The 16830-nt window shown below is 63.6% G+C and carries 16 protein-coding genes; 1 reads left to right on the top strand and 15 read right to left on the bottom strand.

The genetic code is table 11. The features are described 5' to 3' along the window. The 9 genes from MESAU_RS15985 to MESAU_RS15945 form a co-directional block, all read right to left on the bottom strand. Positions 1-1020 (bottom strand): ABC transporter permease, encoded by a 1020-nt coding sequence (locus MESAU_RS15985; protein ID WP_083883213.1) that lies wholly within the window; start codon positions 1018-1020, stop codon positions 1-3. 44 nt (positions 1021-1064) lie between these two features. Beyond that, a complete protein-coding gene (locus MESAU_RS15980) occupies positions 1065-2009 on the bottom strand; it encodes a sugar ABC transporter substrate-binding protein (RefSeq protein WP_015317074.1) in 945 nt (314 codons plus the stop codon). A 55-nt stretch (positions 2010-2064) separates the two neighbouring features. Further along, entirely contained in the window at positions 2065-2979 is a 915-nt protein-coding gene (locus MESAU_RS15975; RefSeq protein ID WP_015317073.1) for a sugar phosphate isomerase/epimerase family protein, read from the bottom strand. Between the two features lie 43 nt (positions 2980-3022). Further along, complete coding sequence (locus tag MESAU_RS15970) at positions 3023-4120, bottom strand: Gfo/Idh/MocA family protein (RefSeq protein WP_015317072.1); 1098 nt, start codon at positions 4118-4120, stop codon at positions 3023-3025. A 35-nt stretch (positions 4121-4155) separates the two neighbouring features. Continuing rightward, the gene (locus tag MESAU_RS15965; protein ID WP_015317071.1) at positions 4156-5238 is read right to left on the bottom strand and encodes an ABC transporter ATP-binding protein; all 1083 of its coding nucleotides are present in this window, start codon (positions 5236-5238) and stop codon (positions 4156-4158) included. Positions 5239-5241: 3 nt separating this feature from the next. Next, positions 5242-6333: an ABC transporter ATP-binding protein gene (locus MESAU_RS15960; RefSeq protein WP_015317070.1), complete on the bottom strand. Its 1092-nt coding sequence runs from the start codon at positions 6331-6333 to the stop codon at positions 5242-5244. Continuing rightward, positions 6330-7289: a carbohydrate ABC transporter permease gene (locus tag MESAU_RS15955; protein ID WP_015317069.1), complete on the bottom strand. Its 960-nt coding sequence runs from the start codon at positions 7287-7289 to the stop codon at positions 6330-6332. Before MESAU_RS15955 ends, MESAU_RS15960 begins: the two co-directional genes overlap by 4 nt. Further along, entirely contained in the window at positions 7286-8146 is an 861-nt protein-coding gene (locus MESAU_RS15950) for a carbohydrate ABC transporter permease (protein ID WP_015317068.1), read from the bottom strand. The genes MESAU_RS15955 and MESAU_RS15950 overlap by 4 nt, the downstream gene beginning before the upstream one ends. A 73-nt stretch (positions 8147-8219) precedes the next feature. Beyond that, on the bottom strand, positions 8220-9833 hold the full coding sequence (locus MESAU_RS15945) for an extracellular solute-binding protein (RefSeq protein WP_015317067.1): 1614 nt from the start codon (positions 9831-9833) through the stop codon (positions 8220-8222). Positions 9834-10188: 355 nt separating this feature from the next. Here MESAU_RS15945 and MESAU_RS15940 point away from each other — a divergent pair, with 355 nt between their 5' ends. Beyond that, positions 10189-11217: a LacI family DNA-binding transcriptional regulator gene (locus MESAU_RS15940; RefSeq protein ID WP_015317066.1), complete on the top strand. Its 1029-nt coding sequence runs from the start codon at positions 10189-10191 to the stop codon at positions 11215-11217. A gap of 56 nt (positions 11218-11273) precedes the next feature. On the opposite strand, the gene MESAU_RS15935 is transcribed toward MESAU_RS15940, so the two are convergent. The 6 genes from MESAU_RS15935 to MESAU_RS15910 are packed head-to-tail and all read right to left on the bottom strand — an operon-like array spanning position 11274 to position 16663. Then, the gene (locus MESAU_RS15935; protein ID WP_015317065.1) at positions 11274-12293 is read right to left on the bottom strand and encodes an aliphatic sulfonate ABC transporter substrate-binding protein; all 1020 of its coding nucleotides are present in this window, start codon (positions 12291-12293) and stop codon (positions 11274-11276) included. Positions 12294-12324: 31 nt separating this feature from the next. After that, positions 12325-13221 (bottom strand): ABC transporter permease, encoded by an 897-nt coding sequence (locus tag MESAU_RS15930; protein WP_015317064.1) that lies wholly within the window; start codon positions 13219-13221, stop codon positions 12325-12327. A 12-nt stretch (positions 13222-13233) separates the two neighbouring features. Further along, positions 13234-14070 (bottom strand): ABC transporter ATP-binding protein, encoded by an 837-nt coding sequence (locus MESAU_RS15925; protein WP_015317063.1) that lies wholly within the window; start codon positions 14068-14070, stop codon positions 13234-13236. A gap of 13 nt (positions 14071-14083) precedes the next feature. Next, positions 14084-14410, bottom strand: a complete 327-nt coding sequence (locus MESAU_RS15920; protein WP_015317062.1) for a 4Fe-4S dicluster domain-containing protein — start codon at positions 14408-14410, stop codon at positions 14084-14086. After that, positions 14407-16032 carry an FAD-dependent oxidoreductase gene (locus tag MESAU_RS15915; protein ID WP_015317061.1) on the bottom strand — a complete coding sequence of 542 codons (1626 nt, stop codon included), beginning with the start codon at positions 16030-16032 and terminating at the stop codon, positions 14407-14409. Before MESAU_RS15915 ends, MESAU_RS15920 begins: the two co-directional genes overlap by 4 nt. Positions 16033-16066: 34 nt before the next feature. Further along, positions 16067-16663: a thioredoxin family protein gene (locus MESAU_RS15910; RefSeq protein WP_015317060.1), complete on the bottom strand. Its 597-nt coding sequence runs from the start codon at positions 16661-16663 to the stop codon at positions 16067-16069. Between the last annotated feature and the right edge of the window lie 167 nt (positions 16664-16830).

Here is a 16830-nt window from a genome sequence, read left to right as displayed (position 1 = left end):
TCAGCCCCTTGCGGCGTTCTTCTGCAGCAAAGCGTGCAGGATGAGCATGGCGAGGATGATGAGGCCGACAAAGATGTTGTAGGCGAGCCCCGGCACGCCGATCAGTACGATGCCGTTGCGGATGGCGCGCAGCATCAGCGCGCCGACGATGGTGCCGAGGATGGTGCCGCGTCCGCCGGTCAGCGCCGTGCCGCCGACCACCACCATGGCGATCACTTCCAGCTCATAGCCGGTGCCAGCCACCGGTGAGGCGGCCGAGATGCGAAAGGCGCTGATCATGCCGGCAAGGCCGGCCAGCACCGAGGTCGCGATGAACAGCCATATCTTGACCGTATCGGCCGGCACGCCGCGCGCCACCGCCGCGTTGCGATTGGAGCCGATGGCACTGATCCAGTTGCCGAGCTTGGCGTAGCGCAGGATGTAGATGGCAAACAGCGAGAGGCCGATGAACCACCACAGCGAGGTGTAGAAGCGGAACGAGCCGATGTTGAAGCTGCCGGCGAGCAGCGTCACGAAGAAGCCCGGCTGGTCCCAGGATTTCAGCGGAAAGCCTTGCGTAATGTAAAGCGCTGCCCCGCGCACGACGAGCAACATCGACAGCGTCACCAGGAAGGAGGAGATGCCGATCTTGGTGACGATCAGCCCGTTGATCGCGCCGATCGCGATACAAAGCAGCAGCCCGGCCAGAAGCGCGACACCTATATCCACCCCGCCATTTTGCACCAGCAGCATCACCACCACCGGCGCCAGCCCAAACACCGCGCCGACGGAAAGATCGAATTCGCCTGCCGTCAAAAGCAGCGTCATGCCGAGTGCGATGATGCCGAGCTCGGGCAGGAACGCCATCATGTTGGAGATGTTGAGCGGCGACAGGAAATTGGCGTCGGCGACCGCGAATACCGCCACCAAAATGAGGAGGATGACGAAGGAGGAGAATTGCGGCGAGCGCAGCAGGCGCGATCTGCCTTTCACCCCCGGCACTTCGTCTTCTGCGGCAATTGTCATGACTGCTTGAACCATGCTTGAAAAGACGCCCGCCGCTTTTCCGGCGGGCGCTGTTTTTCTCATTTCTTGTCGTAAAGCTTCAGAATCGGGTCGACGCTGGAGGCGTCGTAGAGACCGAAAGTGTGGATGTCGTAGCCGATCGGCTCGCCTGACGCGGCAAGCCCGAGCAGCGCCACCGGCATGAAGCCTTGCGCAGAGGGATATTGCCAGGCGGCGGCATTGACGAAGCCCTCCTTGACGGCTTGTGCCGTCTCCTTCGAATTGCCCCAGCCGACGACGGGGATCTTGCCCGCCGGCACGCCGGCGCCATCGAACACGCGCTTGACGCTGGCGGCAACGGAATCGCCGAGCGCGATGATCGCCGGCGGATTGTTGGCGACCATGTAGTCGGTCATCTTGGCGATGATGCCAGCCGGATCGGTGCCGCAATCGACCACGTCATATTTGATCCCCAACGGATCGAAAACGCTGGCGATGCCCTCGGTCTCGAGCTGCTGGTAACTGGCGCCGGGAACCTCGACCGGCAGGAAAACCTTGTCGCCCTGCTTCACCATCTTGTGGTCGACCAGATATTTGGCCCAGATGACACCCGCTTCTTTCAGGTCCGCGCCGACATAGGCCTGCCGCCCTGTCGCCGGATCGTCGGTGTTGAAGAACACGATCGGGATGCCAGCCGCCTTGGCTGCTTTCACCTCCTCCGTCCACAGGCCCGGCTGCGCCGACGTGGTGGCGATGCCGTCGGGCTTTGCGGCAAGCGCCGAGTTGAAGGCTTCCTTCTGCGCCGCCATGTCGCCGCCGCTGAAGGAAATCTTGCAGGTTACCTTGAGCTGGTCGCAGGCCTTGGTCGCACCGGCGTTCCAGTCGATCCAGAACGCATCCGACGGACCGCCATGCGACAAGAGATAGAAGGTCTTCTGGCCGTCCTGCGCCTGCGCCGCCGTGCCAAGGGCGACGCCGGCGAGCACTGTCGCGGCGGCCGCCAATTTCAATGCGAATTTCAACATTCTTTCCTCCCTTGTTTGAAGCCGCGCCGCCATGCACCGGTGGCGCGGCTAGCCGTCACAGGCCGTTCGCGCGGAATTTCCCGTCGAGGAATGTCTTTGCGCGCGGCACGTCGTCTTCCGACAGATGCTCGATGATCACCGGGATGTTCGGATGCTTTTCGGCCAGCCGCTGGAGGTAGAGGTCGTAGTTCAGCGACCCAAGGCCGGGCGCCGGCAGTTCGATTTCGCCAACCCCGCGGAACGTATGGCTTTCCATCGCGTCGGCATCGCCGATGTCGGCGTGCTTCTCCGACTTGTCATCGCCCGAACGCTTGACGTCCTTGGCATGCGCTATTCTGATCTTGTCGGTCAGCGTGTCGAACACCTGGTTCAGGATCTGATCCATCCGGTCGATGTTGTGCGTCTCGAAATAATTGGTCGGGTCCATCAGCAGGCCAAGGCCTGGATGGTCGACCTGCGCGAACATCTTCACCGTCTCCTCGACCGAGCCGACGACGTTGTTGACATAGGTTTCGAGCAGGAAGACCGCGCCATGGTCGTAAGCCGTCTGGGCAAGATCGGCGATGACCTTGCGGCATTCCTCAAAACCTTCCTCGGTCTTGTTCTTGGGGTGATGCACCCAGTCGGATTCGGTGTTGTAGGTGCCGGTCTCCGAGATCACGTAAGGGCTGCCGAACTCGCGCGCATTGCGGATGATCTCCTTGAGATAACCGACGCGCTTGTCGCGCTCCGCCTTGTCGGGATGGATGATGTTGGTGTAGCCCGACACGCAGCAGACCGGCAGGTTGTGGTCGCGGAAGACGTCGCGCACCTTCCTGGCCTTGTCCTTGGTGATCTGCCCAGCCGACAGGTCGACATCCCTGAAGTGCAGGTCGAGTTGCACCGTGTTGAAACCGAGCCCGCGGATCTTCTTTGCCGTCTCTTCGAGGCCGTACGGGAAATAGCCCGTGAAAATACCTGCCTGCATCATGATCTTGAATTCCTCCCTGTAAGCGATTCAGTTGTCTGCGATTTCAGTTAGTTGCGTTTGTGGAGATTTCGGAAAGCTTGACCGTGCGACCCGATGCCATCGAGCGATAGCCCGCTTCGACCAGCGCCATGGTCTTGACGTTGTCGGCAACGGTGAGCGCCGGCGGCGTACCGGTCTTCACGGCGTGCTGCAGCTGCTCCATGACGCCGATGAAGGCATGCGGGAACCACATCGTCTCCCAGCTTGGAGTTACCCACTCGCCGCCGGTCGTTTCGGCCGAAGCATAGGTCAGCGTCGAAGCAGCACCGGTCGGCCAGCCGATCGTGCCCTTGGCAACGCCCTTGGTGCCGTCGACGCGCCAGTTGATGTGCTGGTCGTCCTTGTAGCCCTGCTGGCGCGGACCGGACCACACATCCTCCAGCGACACGGCCAGCACGCCGGACGGGAATTTCAGCGTCGATACGGTGATGCCGTCGGAATGGTCGAATGTCGTGCGCGGATCCTTGCGCGTCAGCGTCGTGATCTCATCGGGATCGCCGAACAGGAAGCGCAGCACGTCAAGGTGGTGCACGCTCATATTGGCAAGCGTCAGCCGGTCGTAACCCTGAAGGAAGGTCTGCCAGTGCGGAATGGCGTGCATGTCGATCTGCGCGAAGACGATGTCTCCGAGCGCGCCACTGTCGATGAGCTGCTTCAACACGCGCATCGACTGGTCGTAGCGCATGTTCTGGTTGACCGAGAGTATCTTGCCGGCCTTCGCCGCCTCGTCGCGCAACTTGACGGCTTCCTCGACCGACAGCGCCAGCGGCTTCTGAGCCAGGATCGCCTTGATGTGGTTCTGCTTCAACGCATGGCGGATCAGCGCCGGCTGCTGGTCCGGCGGAAACGCGAGGTCGATGATCTCGACATCTGCATCCTCGATCAGCTGTTCCGGGGTGTCGTGGACGGTCGGGATACCCCAACGGTCGGCGACCTTTTGCGCATTCGCCTTGGTACGCGAGGCGATCGCCACGACCGGAAAGCCAGCGTCCTTATAGGCGGCCAGATGGCATTCGGCCATGATCATGCCGGCGCCGACGCAGCCGATCCGATATTCCTTCGTGCGGACCTTCACATCCGGCTCGAAGCCCTTGCCTGTCATGCCTTCCTCCCGAAATCCTGTCCTTGCGGCCGCGTTCATCTTGCCAACGCGCCTCCGCCCTGTCCGAAATAATGCACGCGCGCCGGCTCGCAGGATATCGCCACCATCGCGTCGGGCCTGATGTCAGGCTGGCCGCGCAGCAAAGCCTTCAGCCGCGCTTGCCCGGCGGCGAGTGTCACCACGGTATAGCCGCCAAGCGGCTCGACCTCGAACACCCGCGCCGGGCGGCCGGGGCTCTCCTTCTCGGTGTCGCTCCAGGGCCTGACCTTGATATCCTCCGGCCTCAGCCCGATCTCGACGGCGTCGGCCGGAGCCGTGCGATCGGCGATGCTGATCGCGCCTTCGGCGGCCTCGATGCCGCCCTCGATGCCGCCCTCGCCTTGAACGGATTTGAGGATGTTCATGACAGGCGACCCCAGCAGCCGCGCCACGTAGGTGCTGGCCGGGCGATCATAGATCTCGGCCGGCGCGCCGATCTGCCGGATCCTTCCGCTTTCCAGTATGGCCATGCGGTCGGCGATCGACATCGCCTCTTCCTGGTCGTGCGTGACATAGATCAGCGTCTTGCCGAGCTCACGCTGGATGCGCTTCAGTTCGACGCGCGTTTCCTCGCGCAGCCGCGCGTCGAGCGCCGAGATCGGATCGTCCATCAGATAGGCGTTGGGGTCGCGCACCAGGGCGCGGGCGATCGCCACCCGCTGCCGCTCGCCGCCCGAAAGCAGTGCCGGCGGCTTGTGCAGGATATGGCCGATATGCAGCTTGGCCGCGACATCGGCGACGCGCCGTTTGATATCGACCTCGGCGACCCGGCGCTCGACCAGCGGGAAACGGACATTGTCGAGCGCGCTCATATGCGGGAACAGCGCCAAGTTCTGGAACACCATGGCGACATTGCGCTCTGCTGGCGACACCGTGTTGACGGGCTTGCCGCCGATGAGGATTTCGCCGGCATCCGGCGTCTCCAGCCCGAGCACCAGGCGCAGGATTGTCGACTTGCCCGACAGCGGCGGCCCGAAGAAGCAGAAGAACTCGTTGTCGTTGACAGTGAACGAGGCGTCGTCGACGGCGAGCATCGTGCTGTAGCGTTTCGTGACATTGCGGAAGACGATGTCGGCCATGGCTCAACCCGCTCTCATCGCAAGGCCGCTAACGGCGTCGAAGACCCGCACTGACGACGCCGCGGGTGCGACGACCGCGGTTTGCCCTATCGACAGCCCGACATCATTGTCGAAGACCGCTTTCACGGCGCCGTCGCCCTGGCCGAGGTGAACGATGGTGCGCGCGCCGATGCGCTCGACGAAAGTGACAGGCATGGCAAGCCCGCGTCCATTCTCCGCCAGGGCCACCTGTTCCGGCCGAAAGCCGTAGAGCACCTCGTCGCGTGCGCCACGCATGGCCGCCGCCAGCTCGTCGGGTAATGGCGGCGTGATGCCCAGCGCCCCGAGATCGACGACCAGACCCCGGTCGCTCTCCGCAGGTCGGCCCTTGAGCAGGTTCATGCCCGGCGCGCCGATGAAGCGGGCGACGAAGACATTGGCCGGATTGTTGTAGACCTCGAGCGGCGTGCCGACCTGCTGCAGCACGCCGTGGTCCATGACCGCGATACGGTCGGCCATGGTCATGGCTTCCAGCTGGTCGTGCGTGACGTAGACCATGGTCTGCTTGAACTGGCGCTGCAGCTGTTTCAGCTCGGTGCGCATCACCGCGCGGAAGGCGGCGTCGACATTGGACAGCGGCTCGTCGAGCAGGAAGATCGCCGGCTCCATGATTGCCGAGCGGCCGATCGCCACGCGCTGCAGTATGTTGACCGACAGCCGGTCGGCCTTGCGGTCGAGCAGCGGCGTCAGTTGCAGCAGCTCGGCAATCGTGCCGACGCGACGATCGATCTCGACCGTGGCGGCGCCACGCATCCTTGGCCCGTAGGCAAGGTTCTGGCGCACCGTCATATGGGTGAAGATCGCGTAGTTCTGGAACACGAAGCCAACGCCGCGCCGGCCCATCGGCACGCCGGCCATGTCGCGCTCGCCAAACAGGATCTTTCCGCTGGTCGGCTCTTCCATCCCGGCAATCATGTTCATCGTCGTCGACTTGCCGCAGCCTGAAGGCCCCAGCAGAGCCATGAACTCGCCATCGGCGATATCGAGGTCCATGGTCTTCAGCGCCGTGAAGTCGCCGAATGTCTTGGTGAGGTGCTTGAGCTGGATCGTGCTCATGCCGCCACCTGCCTTGCCCGGGCCATGCGCTTCATGGCGAACACGGCGACGATGGAGAGCACGACCAGAATGGCGAGCGCGATCGCCGCCACATAGCCCCAGATCAGATCCTGCGTGGTGACCTTGTAGATGTAGACGGAGATCGTTTCGGTGGCGACGCCGGGGCCGCCGCCGGTCATGATGTACAGCGTGTCGAAGATCTTGAAGTTCTCGATCACCCTTATCGCCAGCGCGATGATGATGATCGTCTTCATCTTCGGCAGCACGATGGTGGTAAAGCGCTGCCAGGGATTGGCGCCGAGCAGCGTTGCCGCCTTGATCTGGTCCTCCGGCACTCCGACCAGGCCGGCCAGCAGGATCAGGAACATCAGCGGCGTCCACTGCCAGATGTCGGCGATCATCACCGCGATCAGCGCCAGTGTCGGATCCGACAGCCAGGCAATGGTGACTTGCGTGCCCGTGATTGCCGACAGGATGTCGTTCACCGGGCCGCCGGACTGGAACAGCATGAAGAACATGTAGCCGGCCACCGCCGGCACCACCATCATCGGCATCAGGAGGACCGAATAGAAGATACGCTTGCCCGGAAAATCGTCGGCGAACAGCGTCGCCAGCGCCAAGCCTAACAGGAACTCGGCCGGCACGCAGACGACCATCACGATGACCGTGCGCTTCAGCGCACTCCAGAAGCGCGCGTCGGCGGCAAGGTCGGTATAGTTGGCGAAGCTGTTCCACATCTCCCAGGCGTTCCACCAGCCAAGGCCCGAGAGTGGCGACCAGTCGGTGACGCTGATGTAGAGCTGCATCAAGAGTGGAAAGGCCGAGATGAACAGCACCAGGATCTGCGCCGGCAAGGTCAGGCGAAAGCCCAACCGCATGCCTTCGTCGCGCAGCGCCGGCTTTGCGCGGGCCGCGTCCATCTCACCCTCCGAAATCGTCGCAACCACCGCGCTCATTGCTTGAGCGCTCCGAAAGTTAGCCCGCGCACCAGATGGCGCTGGATGGCGATGCCCATGATGACCGGCGGCACCGCCGCGATCAGCCCGAGTGCGGCCTTGGCGCCATAGAGCTGGCCGGTCATCGACGAGGACAGCGAGGCCATGTAGACGGGGATCGTCACCCATTCGCGCGTCGTCAGAAGCAGCGCGATCAGATAGTCCGACCAGTTGAGGATGAAGACGAAGAGCGCAGCACTCGCCAACGGCGCGCGCATCATCGGCAGCGTGATGCGGGTGAAGACGCGCAGCCGCGAGCAGCCCTCGACCAAAGCGGCTTCCTCGATCTCGCGCGGCATGTCGTCGAAGAAGGTCTTCATCAGCCAGAAAGCGAACGGCAGCGTGACGATGCCGTAGATCAGCGCCAGCCCCCACCAGCTGTCTGTGAAATTCAGGAAGGCCCACATGATCATCACAGGGATCATGACGGCCATCGGCGGAAACAGCCTGAGCTGGATCAGCGCCAGCGGCAGGTTCTGGCCGGAGCCGAAGCGCGACAGGCCATAGGCGGCGGCGGTGCCCGCCGACATGGCGATCGCGGTGCCGAATACCGCCGACAGAAGCGACGATAGGATCGGCTTCAGCGCGGTGCGGTCGAGCGCGACGATCAGATTGTTGGTGGACTCGCCGAACACGAACTGGAAATTGCTGAGCGTCGGGTTCTTCGGCCACCATGTCAGGTCCGCTCCCGTCGCCGACCATTCGGCGATCGGCTTGAAGGCCATCGACACCATCCACAGGATCGGCACCAGCGTGACGGCCATCGCCGCGAGGATCGCGGCGTAGCGGAATATCTCGAAGGGGACGGAACGCTTCATCTGGCTGCTTTTGCTGGTGGCGCCGGGGAAGAGCGGATGCTCCTCCCCTCCGGCTTTGATCCAGGGAGATGGATCAGCTGATCGGATCGAGAACGGTCGGCCATGCCTCCTTGTTGGTCCTGATGGCTTCGAGCAATTTGTCCTCGCCAATGCGCCGGGCGATCTTCTTCCACTCGGCTTCCGTGTCGGCCATCGCCTGCTCCGACGTCTTGGCCTTGGTCAGCGAAGCCATCAGGTTTTCGTCCAGCGCGTTGTGGAAGGCGGTGGCGCCGGGATAGTTGATGGTCGGCACCGTGCGGGCGACCGTCTCGCGCACCACGTCCATGTGGTAGGCGTGGTAGGTCTGGCGCACCAGCGGATCGGAAAAATCCGAAAGCCGGAACGGATCGAGATAGCCGCCGGGGTTGGCGCTCATCCAGGCATAGATGCGGGCCGAGCCAAGCCATTGCAGCAGGAGATAGGCGACCTCCTGGTTTTTCGACTGCGACGAGACCATGCCGGTCAGCGAGAACCACAATACCGAGCGACTGATCAGTTTGCCGTCGATCTCGCGGCCGGGCGGCAGCATCGTGCCGATCTTGCCGGTGACCTTGGAGTCCTTGTTGCCGGCATTGTCGAGGAATTTCGGCAGGTTGGAGAAGGCACAGGTCATCGCCGCGCCGCCCTTGGCGAAATTGCCGTACTGCTCCGGCCAGCCCCACGAGATCGCGTCCGGCGAATGATGGACCAGCGATTCGACATATTCGTTGGTGGCGGCGATGCCATGCTCGGAATTGATCAGCGGCTTGCCGTCATCGCCGAACAGAAACTGGTTGGGCGAGGCCATCGACACATAGCGCTGATACCAGTTGGTGTAGCCCCAGCCCTGGTTACGCAGGTCGGTGGAGCCGAACAGGCCCTTGTCCGGACGCTGGAAGAAGGCGGCGATATCGCCGTGCTGCTTCCAGGTTTTCGGCGGCGCCAGATCGTAGCCGTATTTGTCCTTGAAGGCCTTCTTCTCGGCTTCGTCACCGAACAGGTCGGTGCGGTAGACCCAGGTCTGGAAGTCGCCGTCCAACGACACCCCATAGTTGGAGCCGCGATATTTGTTGAGCAGCGATACACCCTTGGCGCCGTCGACATAGCCGGTCTTGGGATCGTCCCATTCGGGTTTGTACTGGGCGACGAAGTCGTCGAGCTTGGCGATGCCGCCGGTCTCGGCGAGATCGCCAAGGCGATTCCACTCGGTCGAATAGATGTCGTACGCCCCACCCTTGGTGGAGATGTCCTGCATGGTTTTGGTGAATTCCTGGCCGTTCGGCAGACCGACGATCTCGATCGGGATCCCGGTTTCCTTTTCCCACAGCTCCTTGATCGACGGCGCCCCGGCCGGAAAAGACTGGGTGAGCTGGCCGATCGAGCCGTCCGACAGGCCAAGCACGATCTTGGCCGGCGCCTTGCCGGCGCCCTTCAAAGCCTTGGCGGCCTCAATGGCGCGGCCCTCCGGTGTGTCGGGACCGTATTGATAGCGTTCGGCGCCATCGAAGCCCGTCGGACCGCCGATCATGCCAGGTGCGAGCGCATCGGCCGCGAAGGCGCGGCCGGGACGAATGAATTGCGGAGCGATACCTGCGGCGGCCACGAACACCGCCGCCTTTCCTCCGGACGCCAGCAACCGGCGCCGCGAGATGCGGATCAAATCAGACATTGGAATTCCTCCCTCAGGCCCAATGTTTCCTCCACGAGCCCATGAGGGATATTGACGGCAGGATCGGAAGGCTGTCAACATCATTAATAATCAAAACACATCACAACATCGCATAGAGTGAGGAAATGCGTCATACCAAGGTTCATAGACCCCTCCGAATGCGTCGATTTGATGGGAAATGTGATCTCCCTTTCCGACACGATCATGCCGGACGAGTTGATTTAGCTTGGCGGCTTGCGCATCGGCCAAGGCCGGATACATCATTTCCCATCAGAATCGCGGATCGCGGGGCGTTGGGCGCAATCAGCCGCCAGCCGGCACTGCGTCATCCCTGATGCATTGAGGAGATGAGACGGTGCGTTCCACCCTGACCGACATAGCCCGGGAAGCCGGCGTCTCCGCCGCCACCGTCGACCGCGTGCTCAACAATCGCCCCGGCGTGCGGGCGCGCACACGCGAGATCGTGCTCGAAATGGCGCAGCGGCTCGGCTACATCGCCGAAGGCCCGAACGGGGCGCCGCCCAGGCCGGTGCCCGGCGAGGTCATCCGGCTCGACTTCGCGCTGCCGGCCGGCACCAATTCCTTCATCAAGATGCTGCACCGCCACATCGAGGCACAAGCCCTGGCGCGCCCCGATCTCGACGTCCATATCGCCACCATAGAGGGCTTCAATCCCGACCGGCTCGCCCGCCTGCTGCAGGATTTGCGCGGCCAGACGCAAGGCGTCGGTGTCATCGCGCTCGACCATCCGACGGTGCGCGAGGCGATCCGCTCGCTATCGGCCAACGACGTCAAGGTGGTGACCATCGCCTCCGACATCCTGCATGTGCCAAGGGTTGCCTATATCGGCATCGACAACCGCGCCGCCGGGCGGCTGGCCGGCTATCTGCTCAACCGTTTCATGGGACCGGGGCGCCCCGGCAAGGTGGCACTGTTTGCAGGCTCGCTGTCCTATCGTGGCCACGAGGAACGCGAGATGGGCTTCCGGCACATATTGACCGAGGAATCCCCCCATCTGGAGATCGTCGAGATGCGCGAAATGCTCGACGACCGCGAAAAGGCCTATTCGGAGGCGTCAGCCCTTCTGGAACGCCACTCCGACCTTGCCGCGATCTACAATGTCGGCGCCGGCAACACCGGCATAGCGCGTGCGCTGAAGGAACGCGGCCGTGCGCAATCCATGGTTTTCCTCGGCCACGAGGCGACGGACGGCACCAAGGAACTGCTGCTCGACGGCACGCTCGACGCCGTCATCGACCAGAACCCGCGCGTCGAAGCCCGCGAGGCGCTCAACATCCTGACCCACGCCGTCCGGGGCCTCCCCTATGAATTGCACCAGCCGAGGCTGCAGGTGATCTTCAAGGAGAACATCCCGGAGATTTGAGCGGTACTGATGAGCCGGGCGCGGTGCGGAGACGCCCGCTGGCTCGACCCTTCCGTCTACTGGACTGTGGCGACTTCCGCGGACGCGGCTTCGACAAAGCTCTTGTCGACCCATTTGCCGTAGTCGATCGATCCCTTGAGGAGCCCGGCGCCGGCCATGAATTTTTCTTCGGCCTTCAAGGCTTCGATCGCATCATCGGTGAGCTTCGGATCCTGGTGGAAGGCGCCATCGGCATAGGTTTTGCGCACGGATTTCTCCGACGATTTGGTCGCCTCGACAAAGGTCTTGATCGTCTCGTCGGGATGGGCGTCTGCCCAGCGCGAAATCTCGATGTCGACCTTGAGCAGCCGCTTGACCAGATCGGGATATTTCGCCGCGAAGGCGCCGTTGACCGAAATGACGTTAGGCACATTCCATTCCGGATGCGTGCTGGTGTCGTAGAGCAGACGCGCCTCGCCGGAGTCGACGAGCTTGGCCGCCGTCGAGTCGGTCTCGACGATGGCATCGATATCGCCGCGCAACAGGGCTGGGCCTGACGCCTCGAAAGGGAGGTTCAAACCCTCGACATCGTTCGTGGTCAGGCCGACACTGTTCAGCGCCTTGCTGAAATTGGAGTGCCGCACCGTGCCTGTGAGATAGGCGACCTTCTTGCCCTTGAGGTCCTGCAGCGTCTTCAGGGGGGAATCGGTCTTGACGACGATGGAGGACCCGCCCGCCCTGACATAGCTCGACAGGCCGATCAGCTTGACGTCGGCGCCGGACGCGGCGACACGCAGCGCCGGGTTGTTGCCGGTATAGGTGAACTCGATGGCGCCGGTGGCCAAGGCCGTCGTCGCCTCCGAGCCGCCGTTGAAGGTCACCAGTTCGACCTTGATGCCGTCCTTGGCGAATTCCTTCTCCCACCAGCCATCCTTCTGGGCGAGGATGAATTTGAGGTGCCCGGGCGCCGTGCTGCCGATGCGGATGACGCCGGGCTTGTCCTGCGCGAAGGCAGGCATGCCGCCAAGGCCGATCACCACCACAAGGGCGGCCTTCAGAAACAGCCGGCGAAATCCATCGAATGCGATGCTGGACATGGGAAAATCCTTCCTACTTGGGGCGAATGGCTTAAATGAGCGAAGGCTCGGACTGGCCCTTCCAGGCGGTCGCCCAGCGCTCGAACCAGACGAGCAGGTAGTTGACGGTCAGGCCGATGACGGTGAGCGTCAGGATGCCGGCATACATGTCGGCCGTTTCCATCATCAGTTGCGAGTTCTGGATGAGGAAACCGAGGCCGGATTTGGCCGCCAGCATCTCGGCGCCGATCACCGCGAACAGCGAGGATTTGACCGCCAGCCGCGCACCGGCGACGATCGAGGGAATGCTGGCCGGCAGGATGACTTTCCGGAACAGGTCGAAGTCAGACGTGCCCATCGAGCGCGCCGCTTTGATGAGCAGCGGATCGACCGACTTCACGCCGCTGATCGTGTTGACGAGGAGAAAGAACACCGAGGAGTAGAAGGTGATGGCCACCTTGGATTCCTCGCCGATGCCAAGCAAAAGGATGAACACCGGCAGCAGCGCGAATTGCGAGGTGTTGCGTAGCGTCTGCACCAAAAGGTCACTGACCTTCTCGAACAGAGAGTAGCGGCCCATGAGCAGGCCAAGCGGGATGGCCACCAACACGCCGAGCGCGAAGCCGATGGCCGCGCGCTGCAGGCTGATGCCGATATGCTCGACCAGTACACCCGAGGCAAGCAGGTCCCACCAGGCAAGCAGCACCTCGCTCAGCGGTGGAAAGAAGATGCGGTTCAGCCAGCCGAGCCGCGGCGCAATCTCCCACAAAAGGAAGAACAGGCCGAGCAGCGGCAGGCCATAGACGAAGGTGCCGCCATACGTTCCTTTCCTGCGGGCTTTGGCCTCTTGGGCTGCGCCACGCGCCTTGATTGCAGGAATTTTTGCGGCTACGGCGGCCTCGCCGCGAAACCCGATGGCAGGGCCGAGCTTTTCGGTCAGATAGGCCATGGTTCTAACTCCTCAATGGCCGAAGGCCGGCGACAGCGTCCAGTCCTTCTGCGCCCTGTTGACCTCGTCGCGCAGCACGTCCCAGACGCGGGCGCGATACGCGTTGAATTCAGTGCTGGCGCGGATGTCGCCGTCGCGCGGCCGCGGCAGGTCGATATCGATGATCTCCTTCACCGCGCCCGGCCGCGCCGTCATCACCACCACGCGATCGGCCAGGAAGATCGCCTCGTCGATCGAGTGGGTGACAAAAATGACCGTCGTCTTGATCTTGCCCCAGATGCGCAACAACTCGCCCTGCAGCAGTTCGCGCGTCTGCTGGTCGAGCGCGGCGAAGGGTTCGTCCATCAGCAGCACTTCTGGATTGCTGGCGAGCGCGCGGGCGATCGCCACGCGCTGCTGCATGCCGCCGGAAAGCTGGTTGGGGAAACGATCCTCGAAGCCGGCAAGCCCGAACAGCGACAAAAGGTGCCTGGCCGTCGCCGTCCGCTCCGTCTTCGCCACGCCGCGCACTTCCAGCGCATATTCGATATTGGCGAGCGCCGTGCGCCAGGGAAACAGCGCATATTGCTGGAAGACGTAGCCGGTCTTGGGATCGGGACGCGTGATGCGCCTGCCGTCGAGTTGGACGTCGCCGCCGGTCGCCCGCGTCAGCCCGCCGATAATGTCGAGCAGCACCGACTTGCCCGAGCCGCTCGGACCGACCAGCGTGACAAACTCGCCCTTGCGGATGGCAAGATCGACGCCGTCGAGAACGGTGACGCGATCGGTCGCCTCGCCTTCGACGGTGACGAACTGTCCTGGTTTGAGCTGGAAGGTCTTGCTGATGTCGTTGACGACGATGCGGTTCATGTCTTGTCGCTTCCTATTGCGCCACGCGGATGCGGTGCGTCGGGTCGAATTCGGAGCCGCCGGCCTTGCCGCGTGTCCAGCCGAGTGCGCGGGCATAGGAGCCGAACAGAAGGCGCGCTTCGACCTCTGCCTCGGTGATGCCGGTTGGCCCTTCGGCTGCCTCGGCCACGTAAAGAGCGTCGGTCGGACAATAGATTTCGCACAGGAAACAGGTCTGGCAGTCGTCCTGGCGAGCAATGACGGGCGCGCCATGCTCAGTCGCGTCAAAGACATTGGTCGGGCACACCTTGACGCAGATGTCGCACTCAATGCAGCGCGTGGCCGAGACGATCTCGATCACGACGCCAGCTCCGCCAGCCGCCCGGGCGCCCCTTCGATGCGGAACTCGTCGACACCGGTGACGATCAGGCGATGCGCCAGTGCCGGATTCTTGCCCGGCAGGTCGACGCGGCGATGCATGCCGCGGCTTTCGGTACGGTGCAATGCCGCGGCCACCGACCAGCGCCCGACTGCGGCGATCGACGCCGCTTCGCGCGTGCGAATCCGGTCGGCCCCCTCGCCCCGCAAATGGTCACGCACGTCGCGCCAGATGCTCTCCAGCCGCTCGCTGCTTTTCTCAAGGCGGCCACCATCGCGGAAGAAGTTCTTATCGAGCGGCGTCACCTCGTTGCGCACCGCCTCAATGACCTCGCCTGCCGCGATACCGGCACGCGGCGCCGCCGCCGGACGCAGACCGGCCTGACCGAGCGGTTGTGCGGCGCCCCGAAACGCTTTGCCGCTACGCCGCTTCGCGTGGGTCGAAGCCCCTTTGCCTGCCCACCAGCCGCTGGCCAGCGCCCAGGAGGAATTCACGGCGCCGCCGCCCGACACGGCGCCGGTCACGATCTCGCGGCTGGCCGCATCGCCGGCGGCGTAGAGGCCGGGCACGCCGGTGGCGCAATCGTCGGACACGATGTCGATGCCGCCAGTGCCGCGCACCGTGCCTTCGGCGCGCAGCGTGATACGGAACAACTCGCTGAACGGGTCGATGCCGGCACGGTCATAAGGCACGAAGCAGTTCGGCTGGCCCTGGCGCAGCCAGCCCTGTAGCGCCGGTTCGGCCTGGTCCAGCCGCGCATGGACCGGGCCGTCGATCAGCGCGCGGGCCACTTCCTCCTCGCGGTCGCCGATGCCGTTGCGCAAAGGTTCGCCAGTAGAGCCCAGGATCGGCGAACCATCCTCGCGGTGGAACGAGGCCCAGCGGAAGGGCAATCCCTTGTTGAGCGAGGAGCCATAAGGCGCCAACGTATACTTGCCGGTGAATTCCATGCCCGACAGGCGGGCGCCGGCCTCGGCCGCCATCAGATAGCCGTCGCCGGTCAGCCCCGTGCCGCCGAGGATGCGCTCGCGAAAGGCACAGCCGCCGGTGGCCAGGACCACCGCGCCCGCCTCGACGCGCCAATCGTGGCCGGCCTGCCTGGCGACTCCGGCGGCACCAACGATGGCATCGCCGTCGGACAAGAGTTCCAGCGCGGGATGGTGGTCGAGCACGGTCACGCCGGCAAGCAGCACCCGGCGGCGCATGAAGCGCATATAATCGGGCCCACGCAGATTGGCGATGTAGAGCCGGCCGTCATCCTCGCTCGGGAAGGGATAACCCCATTCCGAGAGCCTGAGCAAATTGCGGTAGGCGGTGTCGACGCAGCGCAGCATCCAGCGCTGGTCCGCGAGCTCGCCCGTGCGCTGCCAGCGCCGCTCGACCACCGCATGCCTGTTGTCGCCCGGGGGCACGCACCATGTGCCGGTGTTCGACGGCGCGGTCGCGCCGCTGGTGCCGAGATAGCCCTTGTCGGCCAGCACCACCTTGGCGCCGCTTTCAGCGGCCGCGACGGCTGCCCAGGCTGCGGACGGGCCGCCGCCCAGCACCAGCACGTCGACCTGGAGCTGCAAGGCATCGGAAGCTGATTTTTGCGATTTGGGCATGGATGCTCGGCGAAGGAGTGTGAGGCGGCTGGCGTTATGCGGCGCGGGCCGCACCCGGGAACCACAGCGGCTCGTTCCCGGCGCTCCATTTGATGTTGCAGCCGATCGACGGCACTTGGCTTGCGGCGGGCCTGCCGCCCTCCAGCACCGTGTCGACGGCCGCGCGCAGATCAGCACCAGTCACCGGCCTGCCGTTGCCCGGCCGCGCATCGTCGAACTGGCCGTGATAGGCAAGGCGCCGGTCGGCGCCGAACAGGAAGAAGTCAGGCGTACAGGCCGCGCCATAGGCTTTGGCCACTTGCTGCGACGCATCCTTCAGATAGGGAAAGGAATAATCGAACCTTTCGGACTCCTCGCCTATCCGCGCGAGCGTCTCCTCGGGATGCTCTAAATGGTCGTTGGCGTTGATCGCTAGCACCTGCAGGCCCTTCGGCGCATAGTCCCTGGCGAATGCAGCAAGCTGCTCGCGGATCACCACGACAAAGGGGCACCGATTGGAAATGAAGGCGACGAGCAGGGCCGGCTTGGCATCGAAATCGGCAAGCTTGTGCAGCACGCCTTGCGCGTCGGCCAACAGGAAATCGGCGGCCCTGGTGCCCAGCTCGATCGGGTTGGATTCGGTTTGCGGCATCGATGTCTCCGTTGCAGCGGTTTCATGCAGGTACTTATTCTATAAGCTTAGTAGGATTATACGCCTGAGGGCGCATCTGCGGTCAACCGGGCAGCTTAGAATATCGTGCCAATGTTTCAGGCCGCGCCGGCACGTTTGTTCGAGATGAGGCTGTCTTGGAAGAAACG

Origin of the sequence: Mesorhizobium australicum WSM2073 (genome assembly GCF_000230995.2) — a bacterium.
GTDB lineage: Bacteria > Pseudomonadota > Alphaproteobacteria > Rhizobiales > Rhizobiaceae > Mesorhizobium > Mesorhizobium australicum.
This window is presented reverse-complemented; position numbering and strand designations above follow the sequence as displayed.

What these genes read in the sequence shown, in the direction of transcription:
- MESAU_RS15985 (WP_083883213.1), bottom strand. Translation starts at nt 1,020, where the DNA reads ATGGTTCAAGCAGTCATGACAATTGCCGCAGAAGACGAAGTGCCGGGG.
- MESAU_RS15980 (WP_015317074.1), bottom strand. Translation starts at nt 2,009, where the DNA reads ATGTTGAAATTCGCATTGAAATTGGCGGCCGCCGCGACAGTGCTCGCC.
- MESAU_RS15975 (WP_015317073.1), bottom strand. Translation starts at nt 2,979, where the DNA reads ATGATGCAGGCAGGTATTTTCACGGGCTATTTCCCGTACGGCCTCGAA.
- MESAU_RS15970 (WP_015317072.1), bottom strand. Translation starts at nt 4,120, where the DNA reads ATGACAGGCAAGGGCTTCGAGCCGGATGTGAAGGTCCGCACGAAGGAA.
- MESAU_RS15965 (WP_015317071.1), bottom strand. Translation starts at nt 5,238, where the DNA reads ATGGCCGACATCGTCTTCCGCAATGTCACGAAACGCTACAGCACGATG.
- MESAU_RS15960 (WP_015317070.1), bottom strand. Translation starts at nt 6,333, where the DNA reads ATGAGCACGATCCAGCTCAAGCACCTCACCAAGACATTCGGCGACTTC.
- MESAU_RS15955 (WP_015317069.1), bottom strand. Translation starts at nt 7,289, where the DNA reads ATGAGCGCGGTGGTTGCGACGATTTCGGAGGGTGAGATGGACGCGGCC.
- MESAU_RS15950 (WP_015317068.1), bottom strand. Translation starts at nt 8,146, where the DNA reads ATGAAGCGTTCCGTCCCCTTCGAGATATTCCGCTACGCCGCGATCCTC.
- MESAU_RS15945 (WP_015317067.1), bottom strand. Translation starts at nt 9,833, where the DNA reads ATGTCTGATTTGATCCGCATCTCGCGGCGCCGGTTGCTGGCGTCCGGA.
- MESAU_RS15935 (WP_015317065.1), bottom strand. Translation starts at nt 12,293, where the DNA reads ATGTCCAGCATCGCATTCGATGGATTTCGCCGGCTGTTTCTGAAGGCC.
- MESAU_RS15930 (WP_015317064.1), bottom strand. Translation starts at nt 13,221, where the DNA reads ATGGCCTATCTGACCGAAAAGCTCGGCCCTGCCATCGGGTTTCGCGGC.
- MESAU_RS15925 (WP_015317063.1), bottom strand. Translation starts at nt 14,070, where the DNA reads ATGAACCGCATCGTCGTCAACGACATCAGCAAGACCTTCCAGCTCAAA.
- MESAU_RS15915 (WP_015317061.1), bottom strand. Translation starts at nt 16,032, where the DNA reads ATGCCCAAATCGCAAAAATCAGCTTCCGATGCCTTGCAGCTCCAGGTC.
- MESAU_RS15910 (WP_015317060.1), bottom strand. Translation starts at nt 16,663, where the DNA reads ATGCCGCAAACCGAATCCAACCCGATCGAGCTGGGCACCAGGGCCGCC.